The organism is Brevundimonas sp., from assembly GCF_046295075.1.
In the GTDB taxonomy this organism is placed as follows: domain Bacteria; phylum Pseudomonadota; class Alphaproteobacteria; order Caulobacterales; family Caulobacteraceae; genus Brevundimonas.
Map to the genome: position 1 here is coordinate 42,772 of NZ_JBKBOC010000007.1, position 15,000 is coordinate 57,771.

At 66.5% G+C, this 15,000-nt stretch carries 16 protein-coding genes; 10 read left to right on the forward strand and 6 right to left on the reverse strand.

Going from position 1 to position 15,000, the window contains the following annotated elements; all coding sequences use genetic code 11:
• The first annotated feature begins 76 nt into the window (after nucleotides 1–76).
• The 4 genes from rsfS to ACK4MH_RS07760 all read left to right on the forward strand — a co-directional run bounded on the left by rsfS (nucleotide 77) and on the right by ACK4MH_RS07760 (nucleotide 3,577).
• Nucleotides 77–511, forward strand: coding sequence for a ribosome silencing factor (rsfS, locus tag ACK4MH_RS07745; RefSeq protein ID WP_409716760.1), 435 nt, complete (start codon nucleotides 77–79; stop codon nucleotides 509–511).
• Nucleotides 512–515: 4 nt separating this feature from the next.
• Nucleotides 516–980 (forward strand): 23S rRNA (pseudouridine(1915)-N(3))-methyltransferase RlmH, encoded by a 465-nt coding sequence (rlmH, locus tag ACK4MH_RS07750; protein WP_409716762.1) that lies wholly within the window; start codon nucleotides 516–518, stop codon nucleotides 978–980.
• A 1-nt stretch (nucleotide 981) separates the two neighbouring features.
• On the forward strand, nucleotides 982–2,061 hold the full coding sequence (locus tag ACK4MH_RS07755; protein ID WP_409716764.1) for a murein hydrolase activator EnvC family protein: 1,080 nt from the start codon (nucleotides 982–984) through the stop codon (nucleotides 2,059–2,061).
• Nucleotides 2,062–2,200: 139 nt separating this feature from the next.
• The gene (locus tag ACK4MH_RS07760) at nucleotides 2,201–3,577 is read left to right on the forward strand and encodes a S41 family peptidase (protein WP_409716766.1); all 1,377 of its coding nucleotides are present in this window, start codon (nucleotides 2,201–2,203) and stop codon (nucleotides 3,575–3,577) included.
• A gap of 37 nt (nucleotides 3,578–3,614) precedes the next feature.
• Here the strand turns inward: ACK4MH_RS07760 and ACK4MH_RS07765 are convergent, their stop codons facing one another.
• Nucleotides 3,615–4,793, reverse strand: a complete 1,179-nt coding sequence (locus ACK4MH_RS07765) for a carboxynorspermidine decarboxylase (protein ID WP_409716768.1) — start codon at nucleotides 4,791–4,793, stop codon at nucleotides 3,615–3,617.
• Nucleotides 4,794–4,803: 10 nt separating this feature from the next.
• Complete coding sequence (locus ACK4MH_RS07770; protein ID WP_409716770.1) at nucleotides 4,804–6,009, reverse strand: saccharopine dehydrogenase family protein; 1,206 nt, start codon at nucleotides 6,007–6,009, stop codon at nucleotides 4,804–4,806.
• Nucleotides 6,010–6,204: 195 nt separating this feature from the next.
• On the opposite strand from ACK4MH_RS07770, the gene ACK4MH_RS07775 reads away from it, so the two are divergent.
• From ACK4MH_RS07775 to ACK4MH_RS07800, 6 genes are all read left to right on the forward strand, one after another.
• Nucleotides 6,205–6,606, forward strand: coding sequence for a hypothetical protein (locus ACK4MH_RS07775; RefSeq protein WP_409716772.1), 402 nt, complete (start codon nucleotides 6,205–6,207; stop codon nucleotides 6,604–6,606).
• Between the two features lie 189 nt (nucleotides 6,607–6,795).
• Nucleotides 6,796–8,349 carry a signal recognition particle protein gene (ffh, locus tag ACK4MH_RS07780; protein WP_409716774.1) on the forward strand — a complete coding sequence of 518 codons (1,554 nt, stop codon included), beginning with the start codon at nucleotides 6,796–6,798 and terminating at the stop codon, nucleotides 8,347–8,349.
• A 24-nt stretch (nucleotides 8,350–8,373) separates the two neighbouring features.
• Entirely contained in the window at nucleotides 8,374–8,922 is a 549-nt protein-coding gene (gene rpsP / locus ACK4MH_RS07785) for a 30S ribosomal protein S16 (protein ID WP_409716776.1), read from the forward strand.
• Between the two features lie 69 nt (nucleotides 8,923–8,991).
• The gene (gene rimM, locus ACK4MH_RS07790; protein ID WP_409716778.1) at nucleotides 8,992–9,522 is read left to right on the forward strand and encodes a ribosome maturation factor RimM; all 531 of its coding nucleotides are present in this window, start codon (nucleotides 8,992–8,994) and stop codon (nucleotides 9,520–9,522) included.
• A 72-nt stretch (nucleotides 9,523–9,594) separates the two neighbouring features.
• Nucleotides 9,595–10,296, forward strand: a complete 702-nt coding sequence (locus ACK4MH_RS07795) for a glutathione S-transferase N-terminal domain-containing protein (protein WP_409716780.1) — start codon at nucleotides 9,595–9,597, stop codon at nucleotides 10,294–10,296.
• 51 nt (nucleotides 10,297–10,347) lie between these two features.
• Nucleotides 10,348–10,743 (forward strand): DUF3597 family protein, encoded by a 396-nt coding sequence (locus tag ACK4MH_RS07800; RefSeq protein WP_409716782.1) that lies wholly within the window; start codon nucleotides 10,348–10,350, stop codon nucleotides 10,741–10,743.
• A 48-nt stretch (nucleotides 10,744–10,791) separates the two neighbouring features.
• Here the strand turns inward: ACK4MH_RS07800 and ACK4MH_RS07805 are convergent, their stop codons facing one another.
• The 4 genes from ACK4MH_RS07805 to ACK4MH_RS07820 all read right to left on the reverse strand — a co-directional run bounded on the left by ACK4MH_RS07805 (nucleotide 10,792) and on the right by ACK4MH_RS07820 (nucleotide 14,964).
• A complete protein-coding gene (locus tag ACK4MH_RS07805; protein WP_409716784.1) occupies nucleotides 10,792–11,976 on the reverse strand; it encodes a benzoate/H(+) symporter BenE family transporter in 1,185 nt (394 codons plus the stop codon).
• 57 nt (nucleotides 11,977–12,033) lie between these two features.
• The gene (locus ACK4MH_RS07810) at nucleotides 12,034–12,831 is read right to left on the reverse strand and encodes an enoyl-ACP reductase (RefSeq protein ID WP_409716945.1); all 798 of its coding nucleotides are present in this window, start codon (nucleotides 12,829–12,831) and stop codon (nucleotides 12,034–12,036) included.
• Between the two features lie 100 nt (nucleotides 12,832–12,931).
• The gene (galU, locus tag ACK4MH_RS07815; RefSeq protein ID WP_409716786.1) at nucleotides 12,932–13,810 is read right to left on the reverse strand and encodes a UTP--glucose-1-phosphate uridylyltransferase GalU; all 879 of its coding nucleotides are present in this window, start codon (nucleotides 13,808–13,810) and stop codon (nucleotides 12,932–12,934) included.
• Nucleotides 13,811–13,893: 83 nt separating this feature from the next.
• Nucleotides 13,894–14,964, reverse strand: a complete 1,071-nt coding sequence (locus ACK4MH_RS07820) for a substrate-binding domain-containing protein (RefSeq protein ID WP_409716788.1) — start codon at nucleotides 14,962–14,964, stop codon at nucleotides 13,894–13,896.
• Nucleotides 14,965–15,000 lie beyond the last annotated feature (36 nt).

The following is a 15,000-nucleotide window of genomic DNA, read 5'->3' on the forward strand; positions in this document are numbered from 1 at the left end:
CTCCCGGAGCTCTCCGCTGACCCCCTCGCCCGCGTATGATACGCAAGACGCCGCCGTTTCGAATACGGCGCACGAGATGGACCCTATCGAACCTCTCCATACCGAAGATGAATCTGATTTCGACGCCGCGCCGCGCGGTTTCGACGATTCCGCTCCCCGTCCCGTCGGCTCCACGCCGCTCGAAGAAGCCATTCTGAGCCGCCTCGACGAGGACAAGGCCCAGGACATGGTTCTGATCGACCTGAAGGGCAAAAGCGCCATGGCCGACACCATGATCGTCGCCTCCGGCCGTTCGCACCGTCACGTGGGCGCCATCGCCGACCACCTGTTGCGCACCCTGAAGGAACAGGGTCTTGGCAAGGCCAAGGTCGAGGGCCTGCCGCATTGCGACTGGGTCCTGATCGACGCCGGCGACGTGATCGTCCACCTGTTCCGTCCGGAAGTGCGCACCTTCTACAATATCGAGAAGATCTGGGCGGTCGATTCCGCCCACCGCATGGTCCGCGACTGAGACCATGAAGCTGAGCATCGTCGCCATCGGCCGACCGGGCCGGGGGCCTGAGGCGACGCTCGCCGACGACTACGCCAAGCGCGCCACCCTCGCGGGACGTGCGCTTGGCCTCGGTCCCCTCGAACTGATCGATCTGGAGGCCCGCAAACCGGGCAAGGCGCCGGAGGCTGAGCTGATCCTCGCGGCCGCGGAAGGCTCGCATCTGATCGCCTGCGACGAACGCGGCAGGACCTATTCCTCGCGCGCCTTCGCCGACCACATCGCCAAGCTGCGCGACCAGGGCGAACGCCGCCTGGTCTTCGCCATCGGCGGGGCGGATGGGTTGGACGAGAGCGTGCGCGCCGCCGCGTCCTCGACCCTGGCCTTCGGCCCCCAGACCTGGCCTCACGCCCTGGCTCGCGCCATGCTGGCGGAACAACTGTATCGGGCCGTGACCATCCTGGCCGGATCGCCCTATCATCGCGACTGAAATGCGTCGCGCCATCACTCTTTCCCTCGCCCTGCTGACGGGTTTCGTCTGCGCCGCGCCCGCCGTCGGCAGACAGGCGCCCGAGAGCGAGCTGTCGCGCATTCAGGCCGAATATCGCGACGAGACGGTGCGCGCGCGCCGCCTGCGCGCCGACGCCGACGCCGCCAAGTCCGAACTGGCCCAGCTGGAGCGCCGTCTGGCCTCCCTGCGCGCCGACGAACAGACGGACGACCGCCAGATCGACGACCAGCGCGCCCGCTTGCAGCAACTGACCGAGCGCGAGGCCGAACTGGTCACCGACCTGGCCCGCGAACGCGGCGCCCAGGGCCGTCTGCTCAGCGCGCTTCAGATGATGAGCCGCCGCCCGCCTCCGCCGCTGCTGGTGCCGGCCGACAAGGCCATCGACACGGTGCGCGCCTCCATCCTGCTCAAGGCCATGACGCCGGACCTGGAAAGCCGCGCCAAGGCCCTGGGCGCGCGTCAGGCCGAGATCATGCGCATCCGCCGTCTCGCCGTCCTGTCCTCCGAGCGGCTGCTGACGACTGAGAGCGAACAGGGCGACCGACGGGGCGAGATCGAGGGACTGACGTCGCGCAAGACCGCCCTGACCGCCGTCCTGAACGCCGAGGCCCGCGCCGCCGAACGCGCCTCCGCCGTGCTGGAACGCCGTATCCGCGAACTGGGCGGGGCCGTGCCCGCGACCCAGGCGGCGGAAACCCCCACGGCCCGCCTGCCCGCCGGCCGCGCGCGCCTCAGCTCGCCCATTTCCGGCGCGCCCAGCCAGACCTGGGGCGCGGGAACCTCCGGCTGGCGCTGGCGCGCCGACCGGGCGGCCGTGACGGCCCCCGCCGACGCCAAGATCGCCTATGCCGGGCCTCTGACGGGATGGGGCAATGTGGTGGTGCTGGACCTCGGCCCCGGCTGGCGCGCGGTCATCGCCGGGCTGGACAGCGTGGATGTGGGGTCGGACGCCCGCGTGTCGGACGGCCAGACCCTGGGCCGCAGCGGCCCGGACGGCGATATCTATTTCGAGCTGCGACGCGACGAACGGCCCATCGATCCGGGGCCGTGGTTGCAGTGAACCTGCAATAGTCCTTTGCATTCTCGTCTGACGCTGATTTTATCGGCGGAACGCTGCGTCGCCACGATTTGGTCGTGTCTGCACCGCCCTACCCTTCCCACGGGCGCCTTGAATGATCGGCCCGACCGAAAGAGACCGAATGCGTAAACTGCTCCTCGTCGGCTGCGCCGCTCTGGTGCTCGGCGGATCCGCCGCTGCTGTCAGCAGCCAGACCCCCCGCAACGAAACCTTCCGCATGCTGGAGCTGTTCGGCGACGTCGTGGGCATCGTCGAGCAGGCCTATGTCGTGCCGGTCGACAACAAGAAGCTGATCGAGGCCGCGCTGGCCGGAATGATGACGGCGCTGGATCCGCACTCCAACTATCTGCCGCCCTCCAACTACGACGAGCTGCGTGAGCGGACCGAGGGCCAGTATTCGGGCGTCGGCCTGACCATCAGCGCCGACGGCGGCATGGTGAAGGTCATCTCGCCGATGGACGACAGTCCCGCCGCCAAGGCCGGCGTTCAGGCAGGCGACGTCATTTCGTCGATCGAGGGCCAGAACGCGGCCGGCCTGACCGTCAGCCAGGTGTCGGAAAAGCTGCGCGGCGAGGTCGGCACCAGCGTCAAGGTCACCTTCCTGCGCGACGGTGAGGACCCGCTGGAGGTCGTCCTGACCCGCGAGGTCATCAAGGTCCAGTCGGTGACCGGCCGGGTCGAGGGCGACTTCGGCTATCTGCGCGTCTCGACCTTCAACGAAAACACCGGCCGCGAGCTGAACGAGGCCATCGCCAAGATCAAGGCCGAGAAGCCGGGTGTGAAGGGCTATGTGCTGGATCTGCGCAACAATGGCGGTGGTTTGCTGAACGCCGCCATCGACGTATCCGACGCCTTCCTGGAACGTGGCGAGATCGTCAGCCAGCGTGGCCGCAAGCCCGAGCAGATCCAGCGCTATTCGGCCAAGCCCGGCGACATCACCGGCGGCCTGCCGCTGGTGGTGCTGGTCAACTATGGCTCGGCCTCGGCGTCCGAGATCGTCGCCGGCGCCCTGAAGGATCATCAACGCGCGACCGTCGTCGGCCTGACCAGCTTCGGCAAGGGGTCGGTCCAGACGGTGATTCCGCTGCGTCAGGGCCAGGACGGCGCCCTGTCGATCACGACCGCGCGCTACTACACGCCCTCGGGCGCCTCGATCCAGAAGATCGGCATCGAGCCGGACCTGGAGGTGGCGCGTTCGGAAGCCGAGGCGCGCATCGTCTCACGCTCCAGCTTCATCTATTCCGAAGCCGCCTACGCCACGGCGCTGGACGCCTCCATCGGCGCCGAGCGCAAGGGGCCGCACACGCCGCGCGAAGCCCCCGGCGAGAGCTTCGACAAGGAAAAGGACTATCAGCTGGAACGGGCCCTGGACGTGCTGCGCGCCGGCGGCGACCTGACGAAACTGTCGGCTGCGCCCGAAGGCATCGTCGTCACCGAGCCGGGCTCCGAGCCCAAGCCCCACGCCGAGCCGGCGGCGGACGAGCCGAAGGAAGAATAGGCCTGGAAAGGGCGGCGAGAGCCGCCCTTTTTTGCGATCAGGACAGGCGGTCGCGGAATTCCGAATAGTCGAATTCGCGCACCAGCGTCAGCGCGTCCGTCTCGCTGTTCCACAGGGCGATGGCCGGCAGCGGCACGCCGTTGAAGGTGTTGGTCTTCACCATCGAATAGTGGGCCTGGTCCAGAAACGCGATGCGCGTTCCCGCCGTCGGCGCCGTCTCGAAGACGTAATCGCCGATGATGTCGCCCGCCAGGCACGACGGCCCGCCCAGGCGATAGGTCACGCCTGTCTCGCCTTCGTTCAGCATGGCCGGGCGATAGGGCGCCTCGATCACATCGGGCATGTGGCAGGTCGCGGAGATGTCTGTGATGGCGACCGCGATGCCGTTGTCGAAGGTGTCCAGCACCTCGCCGACCAGTATGCCGGCGTCCAGCGCCACGGCCTCGCCGGGCTCGATATAGACCTCAAGCCCATGCGTCTCGCCCAGCCGGCGCAGGAAGGCCGCCAGATCGTCGCGCCTGTAATCGGCCCGCGTGACATGGTGCCCGCCGCCTAGGTTGATCCATTTCAGGTCGGCCAGCAGGGGCACCAGCGTCGGTTCGACCGCCGTCCAGATCCGCTCCAGCGGCTCGAACCCCTGTTCGCACAAGGCATGGATGTGCAGACCGTCGACGCTGTACAGATGTTCCGGCTTCAGTTGCGAAACCGGGAACCCCAGGCGAGAGCCGAACTGGCACGGATCATATTTGGCGACCTCGGCCTCGGAATGTTCGGGGTTCAGCCTCAGGCCGATGTCGAACGTCTCGCCCTCGCCGCGCGCCGTCGCGATCATGTCGGCGAACCGGGCGATCTGGTCGGGGGCGTTGAAGATCACCGTGTCCGACAGACGCAGGATCTCGGGCAGGTCCGCCGGCTTGTAGGCCGGCGAATAGGTGGTCAGGTGCCCCTTGTAGAACTCCCGCGCCAGCCGCGCCTCCCACAGACCCGAGGCGCAGACGCCGTCGAGGTATTCCCCGACGACGTCGGCCAGAGACCACATGGAAAAGGCCTTCAGGGCCAGCAGGACCCGCGCGTTTCCGCGCGCGCCTACGTCCTTCAGGACCGACAGGTTGCGACGCACCGCAGCCTCGTCGACCACGAAGGCGGGCGACGGGACGCGGTTCAGATCGAACCGGGCGAAGGCGCCCGGTCCGCCGGCTTGGGTCTGCATGGCCATGGTCTGAGCCTTAGAAGTCGAGAGGGGCGTCCAGGTCCTGAACCTTCCATGGCAGGCCGTGCTTGTTCAGCATGTCCATGAAGGGATCGGGGTCCAGCTGTTCCATGTTGAACACGCCCGCGCCCTTCCACTGGCCGGTCAGCATCAGGGCCGCGCCGATCATGGCGGGCACGCCGGTGGTGTAGCTGACGGCCTGGTTGCCGGTCTCGGCATAGGCTTCCTGGTGGTCGCAGATGTTGTTGACGTAGACCGTCTTCTTGACCCCGTCCTTCACGCCCGTGGCGATGGTGCCGATGTTGGTCTTGCCCTTGGTGATCGGACCCAGCGAAGACGGTTCCGGCAGCAGGGCCTTCAGGAACTCGATCGGAATGATCTCGCGGCCCTGGAACATCATCGGCTCGATCGAGGTCATGCCGATGTTTTCCAGCACTTCCAGGTGCTTCAGGTAACTGTCGCCGAAGGTCATCCAGAAGCGGATGCGTTTGATCTCGGGGTAGAATTTGGCCAGCGATTCCAGCTCCTCATGGTACATGAGGTACATGTTCTTCTGACCCACGCCCTCGAAGTCGAAGACCTGCTTGTGGCTCAGCGCCGGGCCCTCGACCCATTGGCCGTCTTCCCAGTGACGCGATGGGGCGGTCACTTCGCGCAGGTTGATCTCGGGGTTGAAGTTGGTCGCGAACGGCAGGCCCGTGTCGCCGCCGTTGCAGTCCAGGATGTCGAGCGTCTCGATCGAATCCAGCAAGTGCTTCTTCGTATAGGTAGTGAAGACCGAGGTCACGCCGGGGTCGAAGCCCGAGCCCAGCAGGGCCATCAGCCCGGCTTCCTTGAAGCGGTACTGATAGGCCCACTGCCACTTGTATTCGAACTTGGCCTCGTCGCGCGGCTCGTAGTTGGCGGTGTCGAGATAGTTGACCCCGGCGGCCAAGCAGGCGTCCATGATGGCCAGGTCCTGGTACGGCAGGGCCAGGTTGACGACCAGGGCCGGCTTGACCGCCTGGATCAGGGCCGTGGTCGCCGCCACGTCGTCGGCGTCGATCTTGGCCGTGTCGATGGTGACGCCAAAACGCGACTTCACGGATTCGGCGATGGCGTCGCACTTGGACTTGGTGCGGCTCGCCAGGGTGATATGCGAGAAGATGTCCGCATTCATCGCCATCTTGTGGACGGCCACCGAACTGACGCCGCCCGCGCCGATAACCAGCACCTTGCTCATGCGTGCTTCTCCTGAAGTCAAAAACGTTGGCGACATCGCCGCCCCTATAAAGGGCGGGGCTCTTAGCACGATGATGACAATCCGCTAAATCCCAAGGCGAACATCGGGATTAAAGCGTGACCGACAAGTCCTCTGGCTACGGGACGGTAACGCGTTTGTTCGGCATAGGGGTTGCATCAGTCTGGCTCAAGGATTGTGTCGTCGCGCCTTGAAGCAGGGATTTTCATGTCGATTTCGTCGGTTAGCGCCTTCATCGGCGCCGTTGGCTCGGTCGGTTCCTCTCTGTCCGCCGGGCAGAATCAGCCCAGTTCCACCCTTGATCGTGACCTGGACCAGATTCGCGAGAAAGGACTGAGCGCCTGGGCGCACGATCAGCAGATGGAGAAGCTGAAGGAAAAGCTTCGCGCCCAAGTTCTGTCGGACAAGAAGCTGAGCGAAGATGATCTTGCCGCCATGCCCACCGAACAGAGAAGTTCGGTCGAGACTGAAATCCAGAAGATGATCGAGGACATGATCCGGGAGGCGATGAAGACCGCGATGGAAGAGGCGGCTACCAAGGGCAAGACGCAGGCGGTGCTTTTGAACATATCGGTTTGACGCCCATCGGTTGCCTTCTCGCCTGTTTTCCTCCATAAGCCGCCGCTTCCGACGCAAGTGAACCTGCGTCTCCACCATCACGACCCCATCTCCGGATGGACGAGGATGGCGAGAACCCTCTGCCGACGTGATCGTCGCCAGAGGCCGTTGTCGTATGGAGCCGCTTCACCCGTCGCCATGAGGTAGTGAATGTTCGAGGCTCTGAACGAGCGGCTGACAGGCGTCTTTGACCGGATCACCGGCCGCGGCGCCCTGTCCGAAAAGGACGTCGCCGAGGCGATGCGCGAAGTGCGCGTGGCCCTGCTTGAGGCCGACGTCGCCCTGCCGGTCGTCAAGGAATTCATCGCCTTCGCCACCGAACGCGCGACCGGTGAAGAGGTCATCCGTTCGGTCCGCCCCGCCGACCAGGTGGTCAAGATCGTCTATGACGGCCTGATCGAGATGCTGGGCGGCGAAGAGCCGGTCCCCCTCAACACCAACGCCAGTCCGCCCGCCGTCGTGCTGATGGCCGGCCTGCAGGGCTCGGGCAAGACTACGACCTCGGCCAAGCTGGCGCTGCGTCTGACCAAGTTCGATCGCAAGAAGGTCATGATGGCCTCGCTGGACACGCGTCGTCCGGCCGCGATGGAACAGCTGGCCCAGCTGGGCAAGCAGATCGACGTCGCCGTCCTGCCGATCGTGGCGGGCGAGAGCGCGGTCCAGATCACGCGCAGGGCGCTGCAATCGGCCAAGCTTCAGGGTTTCGACGTCCTGATCCTCGACACCGCCGGCCGCATCACCCTGGACGAAGGGCTGATGAACGAGGTGGCCGAGGTCGCCGAGATCTCCAAGCCTATCGAAACCCTGCTGGTCGCCGACAGCCTGACCGGCCAGGACGCGGTGCGCACCGCCGCCGCCTTCCACGCCCGCCTGCCCCTGACCGGCCTGGTCCTGACCCGCGCCGACGGCGACGGTCGCGGCGGCGCCATGCTGTCGATGCGGGCCGTCACCGGTCTGCCGATCAAATATCTGGGGGCCGGCGAAAAGGTCGATGCGCTGGACGTGTTCGACGCCCGTCGCGTCGCCGGCCGCATTCTGGGCCAGGGCGATATCGTCGCCCTGGTCGAGAAGGCGTCGCAGGACCTGGACCAGGCCAAGGCCGAGAAGATGGCCCGCAAACTGGCCAAGGGTCAGTTCGACCTAGACGACCTGGCCGGCCAGCTGCAGCAGATGAAGCGGATGGGCGGGCTTCAGGGCATCATGGGCATGCTGCCCGGCGTGGCCAAGATGAAGGGCCAGATGGCCGAAAGCGGCATCGACGACCGCATGATCCTGCGCCAGGAAGCCATCATCTCCTCGATGACCAAGGCCGAGCGCAAGAAGCCGGACCTGCTGAACGCCAGCCGCAAGAAGCGCATCGCCGCCGGCGCCGGCGTGGATGTGCAGGACGTGAACCGGGTCCTGAAGCAGCACCGCCAGATGGCCGACGTGGTCAAGTCGATGGCGCGCGGCGGACCCAAGAAGATGCAGCAGATGGCCGCCATGCTGGGCGGCCTCGGCGGCGGCGGCATCCCCGGCATGGGGGGCGGCGGCCCTGATCTGAACCGATTGAAGGCCCTGGGCGGCGGCAAGACGCCGGAAGCCAGCGCCGACGAACTGAAAGCCATCCAGGACCGGCTCGCCGGCCTTGGAAACCCTCTCGGGGGTGGCGGACAACTTCCGGGAGGCCTGCCTGGCCTTCCGGGCTTCCCTCCCAAGAAATAACGACTTCCTAGAAAGAGACTGAAAATGCTGAAGATTCGTCTGGCCCGCGGCGGCGCCAAGAAGCGCCCCTACTATCACATCGTCGTCGCCGACTCGCACTCGCCCCGCGACGGCAAGTTCATCGAGAAGGTCGGCAGCTACAACCCGATGCTGCCCAAGGACGGCGCCACCCCGCGCGTCGCCCTGAAGGTCGAGCGTATCGCTGAATGGCTCGGCAAGGGCGCTCAGCCGACCGACCGCGTCGCTCGCTTCCTGTCGCAAGACGAGACCCTGGGCCAGAAGGTCAAGTGGACCCAGTCGAACAACCCCAACAAGGCCCAGCCCGGCAAGAAGGCGCAAGAGCGCGCCGCTGAACGCGCCCAGCGCGAAGCCGACCGCCTGGAAGCCGAAGCCGCCGCCAAGGTCGAAGCCGCCGAAGCCGCTGCGCGCGCCAAGGAAGAAGCCGCCGCTGCCGCTTCTGCCCCCGCTCCGGCTGCTGAAGAAGCTCCGGCTGAAGAGGCCCCTGCTGCTGAAGCCGCCGCCGAAGAAACTCCGGCTGCTGAAGAAACGACCGAAGAAAAGACCGAAGCCTAAGCCTTTCGGTTTCGACACGATCAAGGCGGCGTCTTTCGACGCCGCCTTTTTCATGCGTTAAGGACCAGTATGACCACGGACAGCAGATTGATCCTCGTCGGCCAGATCGGCGGCGGTTTCGGGGTGCGGGGCGAGGTGCGGGTGACCGCCTTCACCGCCGATCCCCTGGCCCTGACCGCATACGGCCCGCTGCTGCGCGCCGACGGCACGGTCGCCCTGACCCTGACCTCGACGCGGCCTGACAAAGCCGGGGTCGTCGGCCGGGCCAAGGAGATCACGACCAAGGAAGAGGCCGACGCCCTGCGCGGCCTCAAGCTGCACGTCCCCCGAGACCGTTTCCCGGAGCCGGACGAGGACGAATTCTACCTTGCCGATCTGCTGGGCGTTGAGGTGCGCGATACCGCAGGCGCGGTTTTGGGCAAGGTCAAGTCGGTCCAGAACTTCGGCGCCGACGACATGCTGGAGATCGACCCCGCGATCGGCGGTCCGACCTGGTATCTGCCCTTCACCAAGGAGGCGACGCCTGAGCTTCATCTGGCCGACGGCTGGCTGCTGGCCGCGCCGCCGACCGAGGTGGGCGAGCGCGAGCCGGAATCCTGACACCGCGCCTGTAGGTGTTGCGGATCGGGCGGACGGCGCCGACATAGGCCTATCGCAAGCCGAGGCTCCCGCATGACCGACCTGTCCGCCTTCCCGATCACCCAGCGCTGGCCGGCCCAGCATCCCGACCGCATCCAGCTCTATTCCCTGCCGACGCCCAACGGGGTGAAGGTGTCGATCATGCTGGAGGAGGTCGGTCTCGCCTATGAGCCGCACCTGATCGACATCACCAAGAACGAGACCTGGGGCCCGGAATTCCTGTCGCTGAACCCCAACGGCAAGATCCCCGCCATACTCGACCCGAACGGCCCCGGCGGTCAGCCGCTGGCCCTGTTCGAATCCGGCGCCATCCTGATCTATCTGGCCGAAAAGACCGGCAAGCTGCTCTCGGCCGATCCGGCGACCCGCTACGAAACGCTCCAGTGGGTCATGTTCCAGATGGGCGCCATCGGCCCGATGTTCGGACAACTGGGCTTCTTCCACAAGTTCGCGGGCAAGGAGTACGAGGACAAGCGTCCCCGCGACCGCTACGTCGCCGAAAGCCGCCGCCTGCTGGGCGTTCTGGAGACGAGGCTTGAGGGCCGGGACTGGATCGTCGGGGACTACTCCATCGCCGATGTCGCCACATTGGGTTGGGTTCGCAACCTGATCGGCTTTTACGAGGCTGGCGAGATCGTCGGCTTTGCGGACTTTCCCCGCGTCGCCGCCTGGCTGGAGCGGGGTCTGACGCGCCCCGCCGTGCAGCGCGGACTGGAGATTCCGGCGCGTCACTGAACCGTCGTGCCCGGTGGGCATTATCTGACGACACAAACAGGAGCGCGACGGATGGGTATCTTCTCTTCGATCTGGAACAAGATCACGGGTCACAAGCCCAAGGCGGCCCCCGCACCGGCGCCCACGCCGACCGCCAGTGTCACGCCGACACCGGGCGCGGCGGCTCCGACCGCCGCTCCGGCCCTGCCGCCCGTCGATGTCGAGGCGGTGCTCAGCGATCTGGCGGCGTCCAAGGGCGGCGGCGGCAACTGGCGTACCTCGATCGTCGATCTGCTGAAGCTGCTGGACCTGGATTCCAGCCTGTCCGCCCGCAAGGAACTGGCGGAAGAGCTGAATGTCCACGCCGGCGAGCACGGCTCGGCCGAACAGAATATCGCCCTGTCCAAGGCGGTGTGGACCAAGCTGGCCGAAAACGGCGGTCACGTCCCGGCTTCGCTGCGCGACTAACGCGCCTTAAGCAGCGCGAAGCGCGATAGGCTAAAACGATGCGCTGGATCAGGCCTGCGGTCTGATCCAGCGTCCGGCAGCCAGAGCCGCAAAGCCGACGACCAGGCCCCAGAAGGCCGATCCTACCCCGAACAAAGCTAGTCCCGAGGCCGTAGCGGCGACCGTCAGTACAGCCGCCTCACGTTGCGCCGTTTCGGCCATCATACCCTGAAGGGCGCCCGTCAACGGCGCCATCAGCGCCAGCCCCGTCACGGCCGCCAAAACGGCCGGCGGCATGGCGATGAACAGCCCGGCCAGCGGTGCGGCGAAAAGGGCCACCATCAGATAGAAGCCGCCATAGATCACGCCCACGACCCAGCGCCGCGCGGGGTCGGGATGGGCGTCCGGCCCGGTGCAGATCGCCGCCGTGATCGCCGCCAGATTGACCCCGTGCCCGCCGAACGGGGCGATCAGCAGGCTGGCGACGCCGGTGGACAGGATCAGACGGTTGGCAGGCGGCGGATAGCCGGCGCTCTGCAACACGACCAGCCCCGGCAGGTTTTGCGCCGCCAGGGTCACCAAGAATAACGGAAAGCCCAGGCTGACCGCCGCCTTCCAGTCGAACACGGGCGCAACGGGATCCAGATGGCCGAACAGGCTGGTCCCTGCCGGCAGGGTCAACTGCCCCCGTATCGCCAGGACGGCAAAGGCGGCCGCCAGCACGGCCGGCAGCGCCCAGGTCGGCCACAGGCGTCGCGATACCAGAAACAGCGCGAACAGTCCGACGACCAGAACCGTCTCGTCCGGCACGACTTTGAACAGTCTCAACACGAAGGGCAGCAGCACGCCCGCTAGCATGGCCGAAGCGATGGCTGCCGGTATCCGCGCCGCCAACCGCCCCAGGGCCGGGATCAGCCCGGTCAGGATCATCAGCAGCGCGGCGAAGACGAAGGCGCCGATGGCTGTCGGCCATGACAGGCCCAGGGTCGAGGCCGCCAGCAGGGCCGCCCCCGGCGTCGACCAGGCCAGGACGACGGGGATTCTCAGCCGCCAGCTCAGCAGGGCGCCCGGCACGCCGATAGCCAGGCAAAGCGCCGTCACCATCGACCCGATCTGACCGGCGTCCGCGCCCAGCGCCTGTCCCGCCTGCACCACCAGAGCCACGGTCCCGCCGAACCCGATCACCGTCGCCACGGCGGGGGACGAAAAGGCGGAGTCGGGCAGGGTGCGCATGGAAAAGGCCGGAGCAGTCATGCCCCGGCCTTAAACCGTCACCGTGAAGGCCGAAAGAGCCTGATCAGGCCTCGTCGATCAACCTTCCATGTCGTCCGGCAGGCCCACGGCGTGGAAGCCTGCGTCCACGTGAACCACCTCGCCCGTGGTCGAACGCCCCAGGTCCGAGCACAGCCACAGGGCCGCGCCGGCGACGCCCTCCATCGAGGTCTCTTCCTTGATCAGGGAGAACTGGGCCGACTTGGAGTGCAGGCCGCGCCCGCCCGAGATGCCGGCCAGCGAAAGAGTGCGCATGGCCCCGGCCGAGATGGCGTTGACGCGGATATTCTTGGGGCCCAGGTCGCGCGCGATGTAGCGGGTCGCCGCCTCCAGCGCGGCCTTGGCCACGCCCATGGTGTTATAGTTCGGAATGACCCGTTCGGAGCCGAGGTAGGTGAGGGTGATCATCGACCCGCCGTTCGGCATCAGCTTCGATGCGCGCTTGGCCACGTCCACGAAGCTGAAGGCCGAGATGTTCATGGCCAGCAAGAAACTGTCGCGCGTGGTGTTGTCCACGAAGCTGCCCTTCAGCTCGTCCTTGTTGGCGAAGGCCACCGAATGGACGACGAAGTCGATCGTGCCGAAGGTCTTTTCCAGCTCGGCGAAGGCGGCGTCCATCGAGGCGTCGTCAGTGACGTCGGCGGGGATCAGCAGCTTGGCGCCGACGCTTTCGGCCAGCGGCCGCACGCGGCGCTCAAGGCTCTCGCCCATATAGGTGAAAGCCAGTTCCGCGCCCTGCGCCGCCAGCTGAGAGGCGATGCCCCAGGCGATGGAGCTGGAGTTCGCCACGCCCATGATCAGGCCCTTCTTGCCCTTCATGAGGTCGCCGGTCGGCATGTCCCAGCCTTCGGAAGTGGCCATGGTTCGTCTCCTGATGATTTGGCGGAGGGTTAGCAGGGGCGGGCGTAAACCGGAACCCCCGCTGCCTTACCTAGCGTCAGAGCAGGCCCGAGATCGCCGCGCGGGCGGCGTCGCCCAGGTCGGGGCGTTTCAGCGCCAAGGCGACGTTGGCTTTCAGCAGGCCGATCTTGTCGCCGCAATCGTGGGTCACGCCGGCGTATTCGACGGCGGTGAAGCTTTGGTCCGCCATCAACCGCGCCATGGCGTCGGTCAGCTGGATCTCGCCGCCCGCGCCCTTTTCCTGCGTCGCCAGCAGGTCGAAGATTTCGGGTTGCAGAATATAGCGGCCCGAGATCGACAGGTTGGACGGCGCGGTTCCGGCAGCGGGCTTTTCGACCATCCCCTTCATCACGATGCGGGAGCCGTCGCGGCTGACGGGATCGACGATGCCGTATTTGTGGGTCTGGTCCTCGGGCACGGATTCCACGCCGATAATGTTGCCGCCGGTCTCGGCATAGACCTCGGCCAGCTGCTTCAGGGCGCCGGGCTGCGAATCCACGATCACGTCGGGCAGGATGACGGCGAATGGCTCATGGCCGATGATGTCGCGCGCGCACCAGACGGCGTGGCCCAGGCCCTTGGGCTGCATCTGCCGGGTGAAGCTCATCTCGCCGGCGGACGCCAGTTCCGCGTTCATCATTTCAAGGATTTCGATCTTGCCCTTGGCCAGGAGCTGGGCTTCCAGCTCGATCTGGTGATCGAAATAGTCCTCGATGGCGCCCTTGGAGCGGCCCGTGACGAAGACGATGTGCTCGATCCCGGCTTCGCGCGCCTCTTCGACGATGTAGGACAGGATCGGCCGATCGACGACGTTCAGCAGTTCCTTGGGCGTGGTCTTGGTGCCGGGAAGAACGCGGGTGCCGAGGCCCGCGACGGGCAATACGGCCTTGCGCAGGCGCGCGGGCGTGGTGGTCATAAATATATCCTGACAGCTATCCCGCCCCTTCTACCCGGTGCGGACCGGCGAAAGAAGGGGCGGGACGGCGGTCGGGTTCCGCCTTACTTGGCGGGACGCGTCATCGGGGTCATGGCGGCGATGGTCGCGCGCTGGGCCAGCAGTTGATCTTCCGGCAGGGGGATCAGGCCGCGGTCGGCCAGATAGCCGCCCTTGCCTGCGGCGCCTTCCGACAGGAACTCCTGCACATATTGCTGCAGGCCGGGGATGACGCCGATGTGGGCCTTCTTCACATAGATGAAGAGGCTGCGCGACAGCGGATAGGCGCCGCTGGCGATGGTGTCTGCATTGGGCGTGACGCCGTCGATGGTCTCGGCCTTCACCGTGTCGAGGTTCTGTTCCAGGAAGGAATAGCCGAACACGCCCAGCGAGCCCGGCGTGCGGGTCAGGGTCTGGACGATGGCGTTGTCGTTCTCGCCGGAATCGATCCAGGCGCCGTCCTCACGCAGGGTGTGAGCCAGGGCTTCGAAACGATCCGCGTCGGAGGCTTCGACCGCAGCAGCGGCCGGAACCAGCTTAGCGCCCGGCGTCATGCCCAGCTCCAGGAAGGCGTCGCGCGTGCCCGAGGTGGGCGGCGGGCCATAGACCTGGATGCGCAGGTTCGGCAGGCCGGCGTTGACCTGGTTCCAGGTCGTGGCGGGGTTGGCGACGAAGGTCCCGTTCGGGCCCGGCACTTCCTTGGCCAGGCCTTCGTACAGGTCGTTCAATTCGAAGTTGAAGCCGTTGCCGTTACGGGCCGTGGCGATGACGATGCCGTCGAAGCCGATCTTGATCTCGACGATCTCGGTGACGCCGTTCTTGGCGCACAGGTCGAACTCGGACTGTTTCATCTGACGCGAGGCGTTGGCGATGTCCGGGGTGGTCGGGCCGATGCCTTGGCAGAAGGCCTGGATGCCGCCGCCGGTGCCCAGCGATTCGACGCGGGGCGCTGCGCCGTTGGAAGCGCGGGCGAAGGTCTCGGCCACGCGGGTGGCGAAGGGGAAGACGGTGGACGAACCGGCCGACCAGATGCCGGCGCGCGTGCCGGAGGCAGAGCCGCCCCCGCCGTTGTCGCCACAGGCCGCCAGGGCCAGAAGGGCGGCGGCCGAAGCCGCCAGTTTCAGTGTGCGGATCATCCTGAGCTCTCCCTGAGCATCGATTTCGCGATGCTT

Coding starts and splice junctions, on each gene's coding strand:
- rsfS (WP_409716760.1), top strand. CDS start 77: ATGGACCCTATCGAACCTCTCCATACCGAAGATGAATCTGATTTCGAC.
- rlmH (WP_409716762.1), top strand. CDS start 516: ATGAAGCTGAGCATCGTCGCCATCGGCCGACCGGGCCGGGGGCCTGAG.
- ACK4MH_RS07755 (WP_409716764.1), top strand. CDS start 982: ATGCGTCGCGCCATCACTCTTTCCCTCGCCCTGCTGACGGGTTTCGTC.
- ACK4MH_RS07760 (WP_409716766.1), top strand. CDS start 2,201: ATGCGTAAACTGCTCCTCGTCGGCTGCGCCGCTCTGGTGCTCGGCGGA.
- ACK4MH_RS07765 (WP_409716768.1), bottom strand. CDS start 4,793: ATGGCCATGCAGACCCAAGCCGGCGGACCGGGCGCCTTCGCCCGGTTC.
- ACK4MH_RS07770 (WP_409716770.1), bottom strand. CDS start 6,009: ATGAGCAAGGTGCTGGTTATCGGCGCGGGCGGCGTCAGTTCGGTGGCC.
- ffh (WP_409716774.1), top strand. CDS start 6,796: ATGTTCGAGGCTCTGAACGAGCGGCTGACAGGCGTCTTTGACCGGATC.
- rpsP (WP_409716776.1), top strand. CDS start 8,374: ATGCTGAAGATTCGTCTGGCCCGCGGCGGCGCCAAGAAGCGCCCCTAC.
- rimM (WP_409716778.1), top strand. CDS start 8,992: ATGACCACGGACAGCAGATTGATCCTCGTCGGCCAGATCGGCGGCGGT.
- ACK4MH_RS07795 (WP_409716780.1), top strand. CDS start 9,595: ATGACCGACCTGTCCGCCTTCCCGATCACCCAGCGCTGGCCGGCCCAG.
- ACK4MH_RS07800 (WP_409716782.1), top strand. CDS start 10,348: ATGGGTATCTTCTCTTCGATCTGGAACAAGATCACGGGTCACAAGCCC.
- ACK4MH_RS07805 (WP_409716784.1), bottom strand. CDS start 11,976: ATGACTGCTCCGGCCTTTTCCATGCGCACCCTGCCCGACTCCGCCTTT.
- ACK4MH_RS07810 (WP_409716945.1), bottom strand. CDS start 12,831: ATGCCGACCGGCGACCTCATGAAGGGCAAGAAGGGCCTGATCATGGGC.
- galU (WP_409716786.1), bottom strand. CDS start 13,810: ATGACCACCACGCCCGCGCGCCTGCGCAAGGCCGTATTGCCCGTCGCG.
- ACK4MH_RS07820 (WP_409716788.1), bottom strand. CDS start 14,964: ATGATCCGCACACTGAAACTGGCGGCTTCGGCCGCCGCCCTTCTGGCC.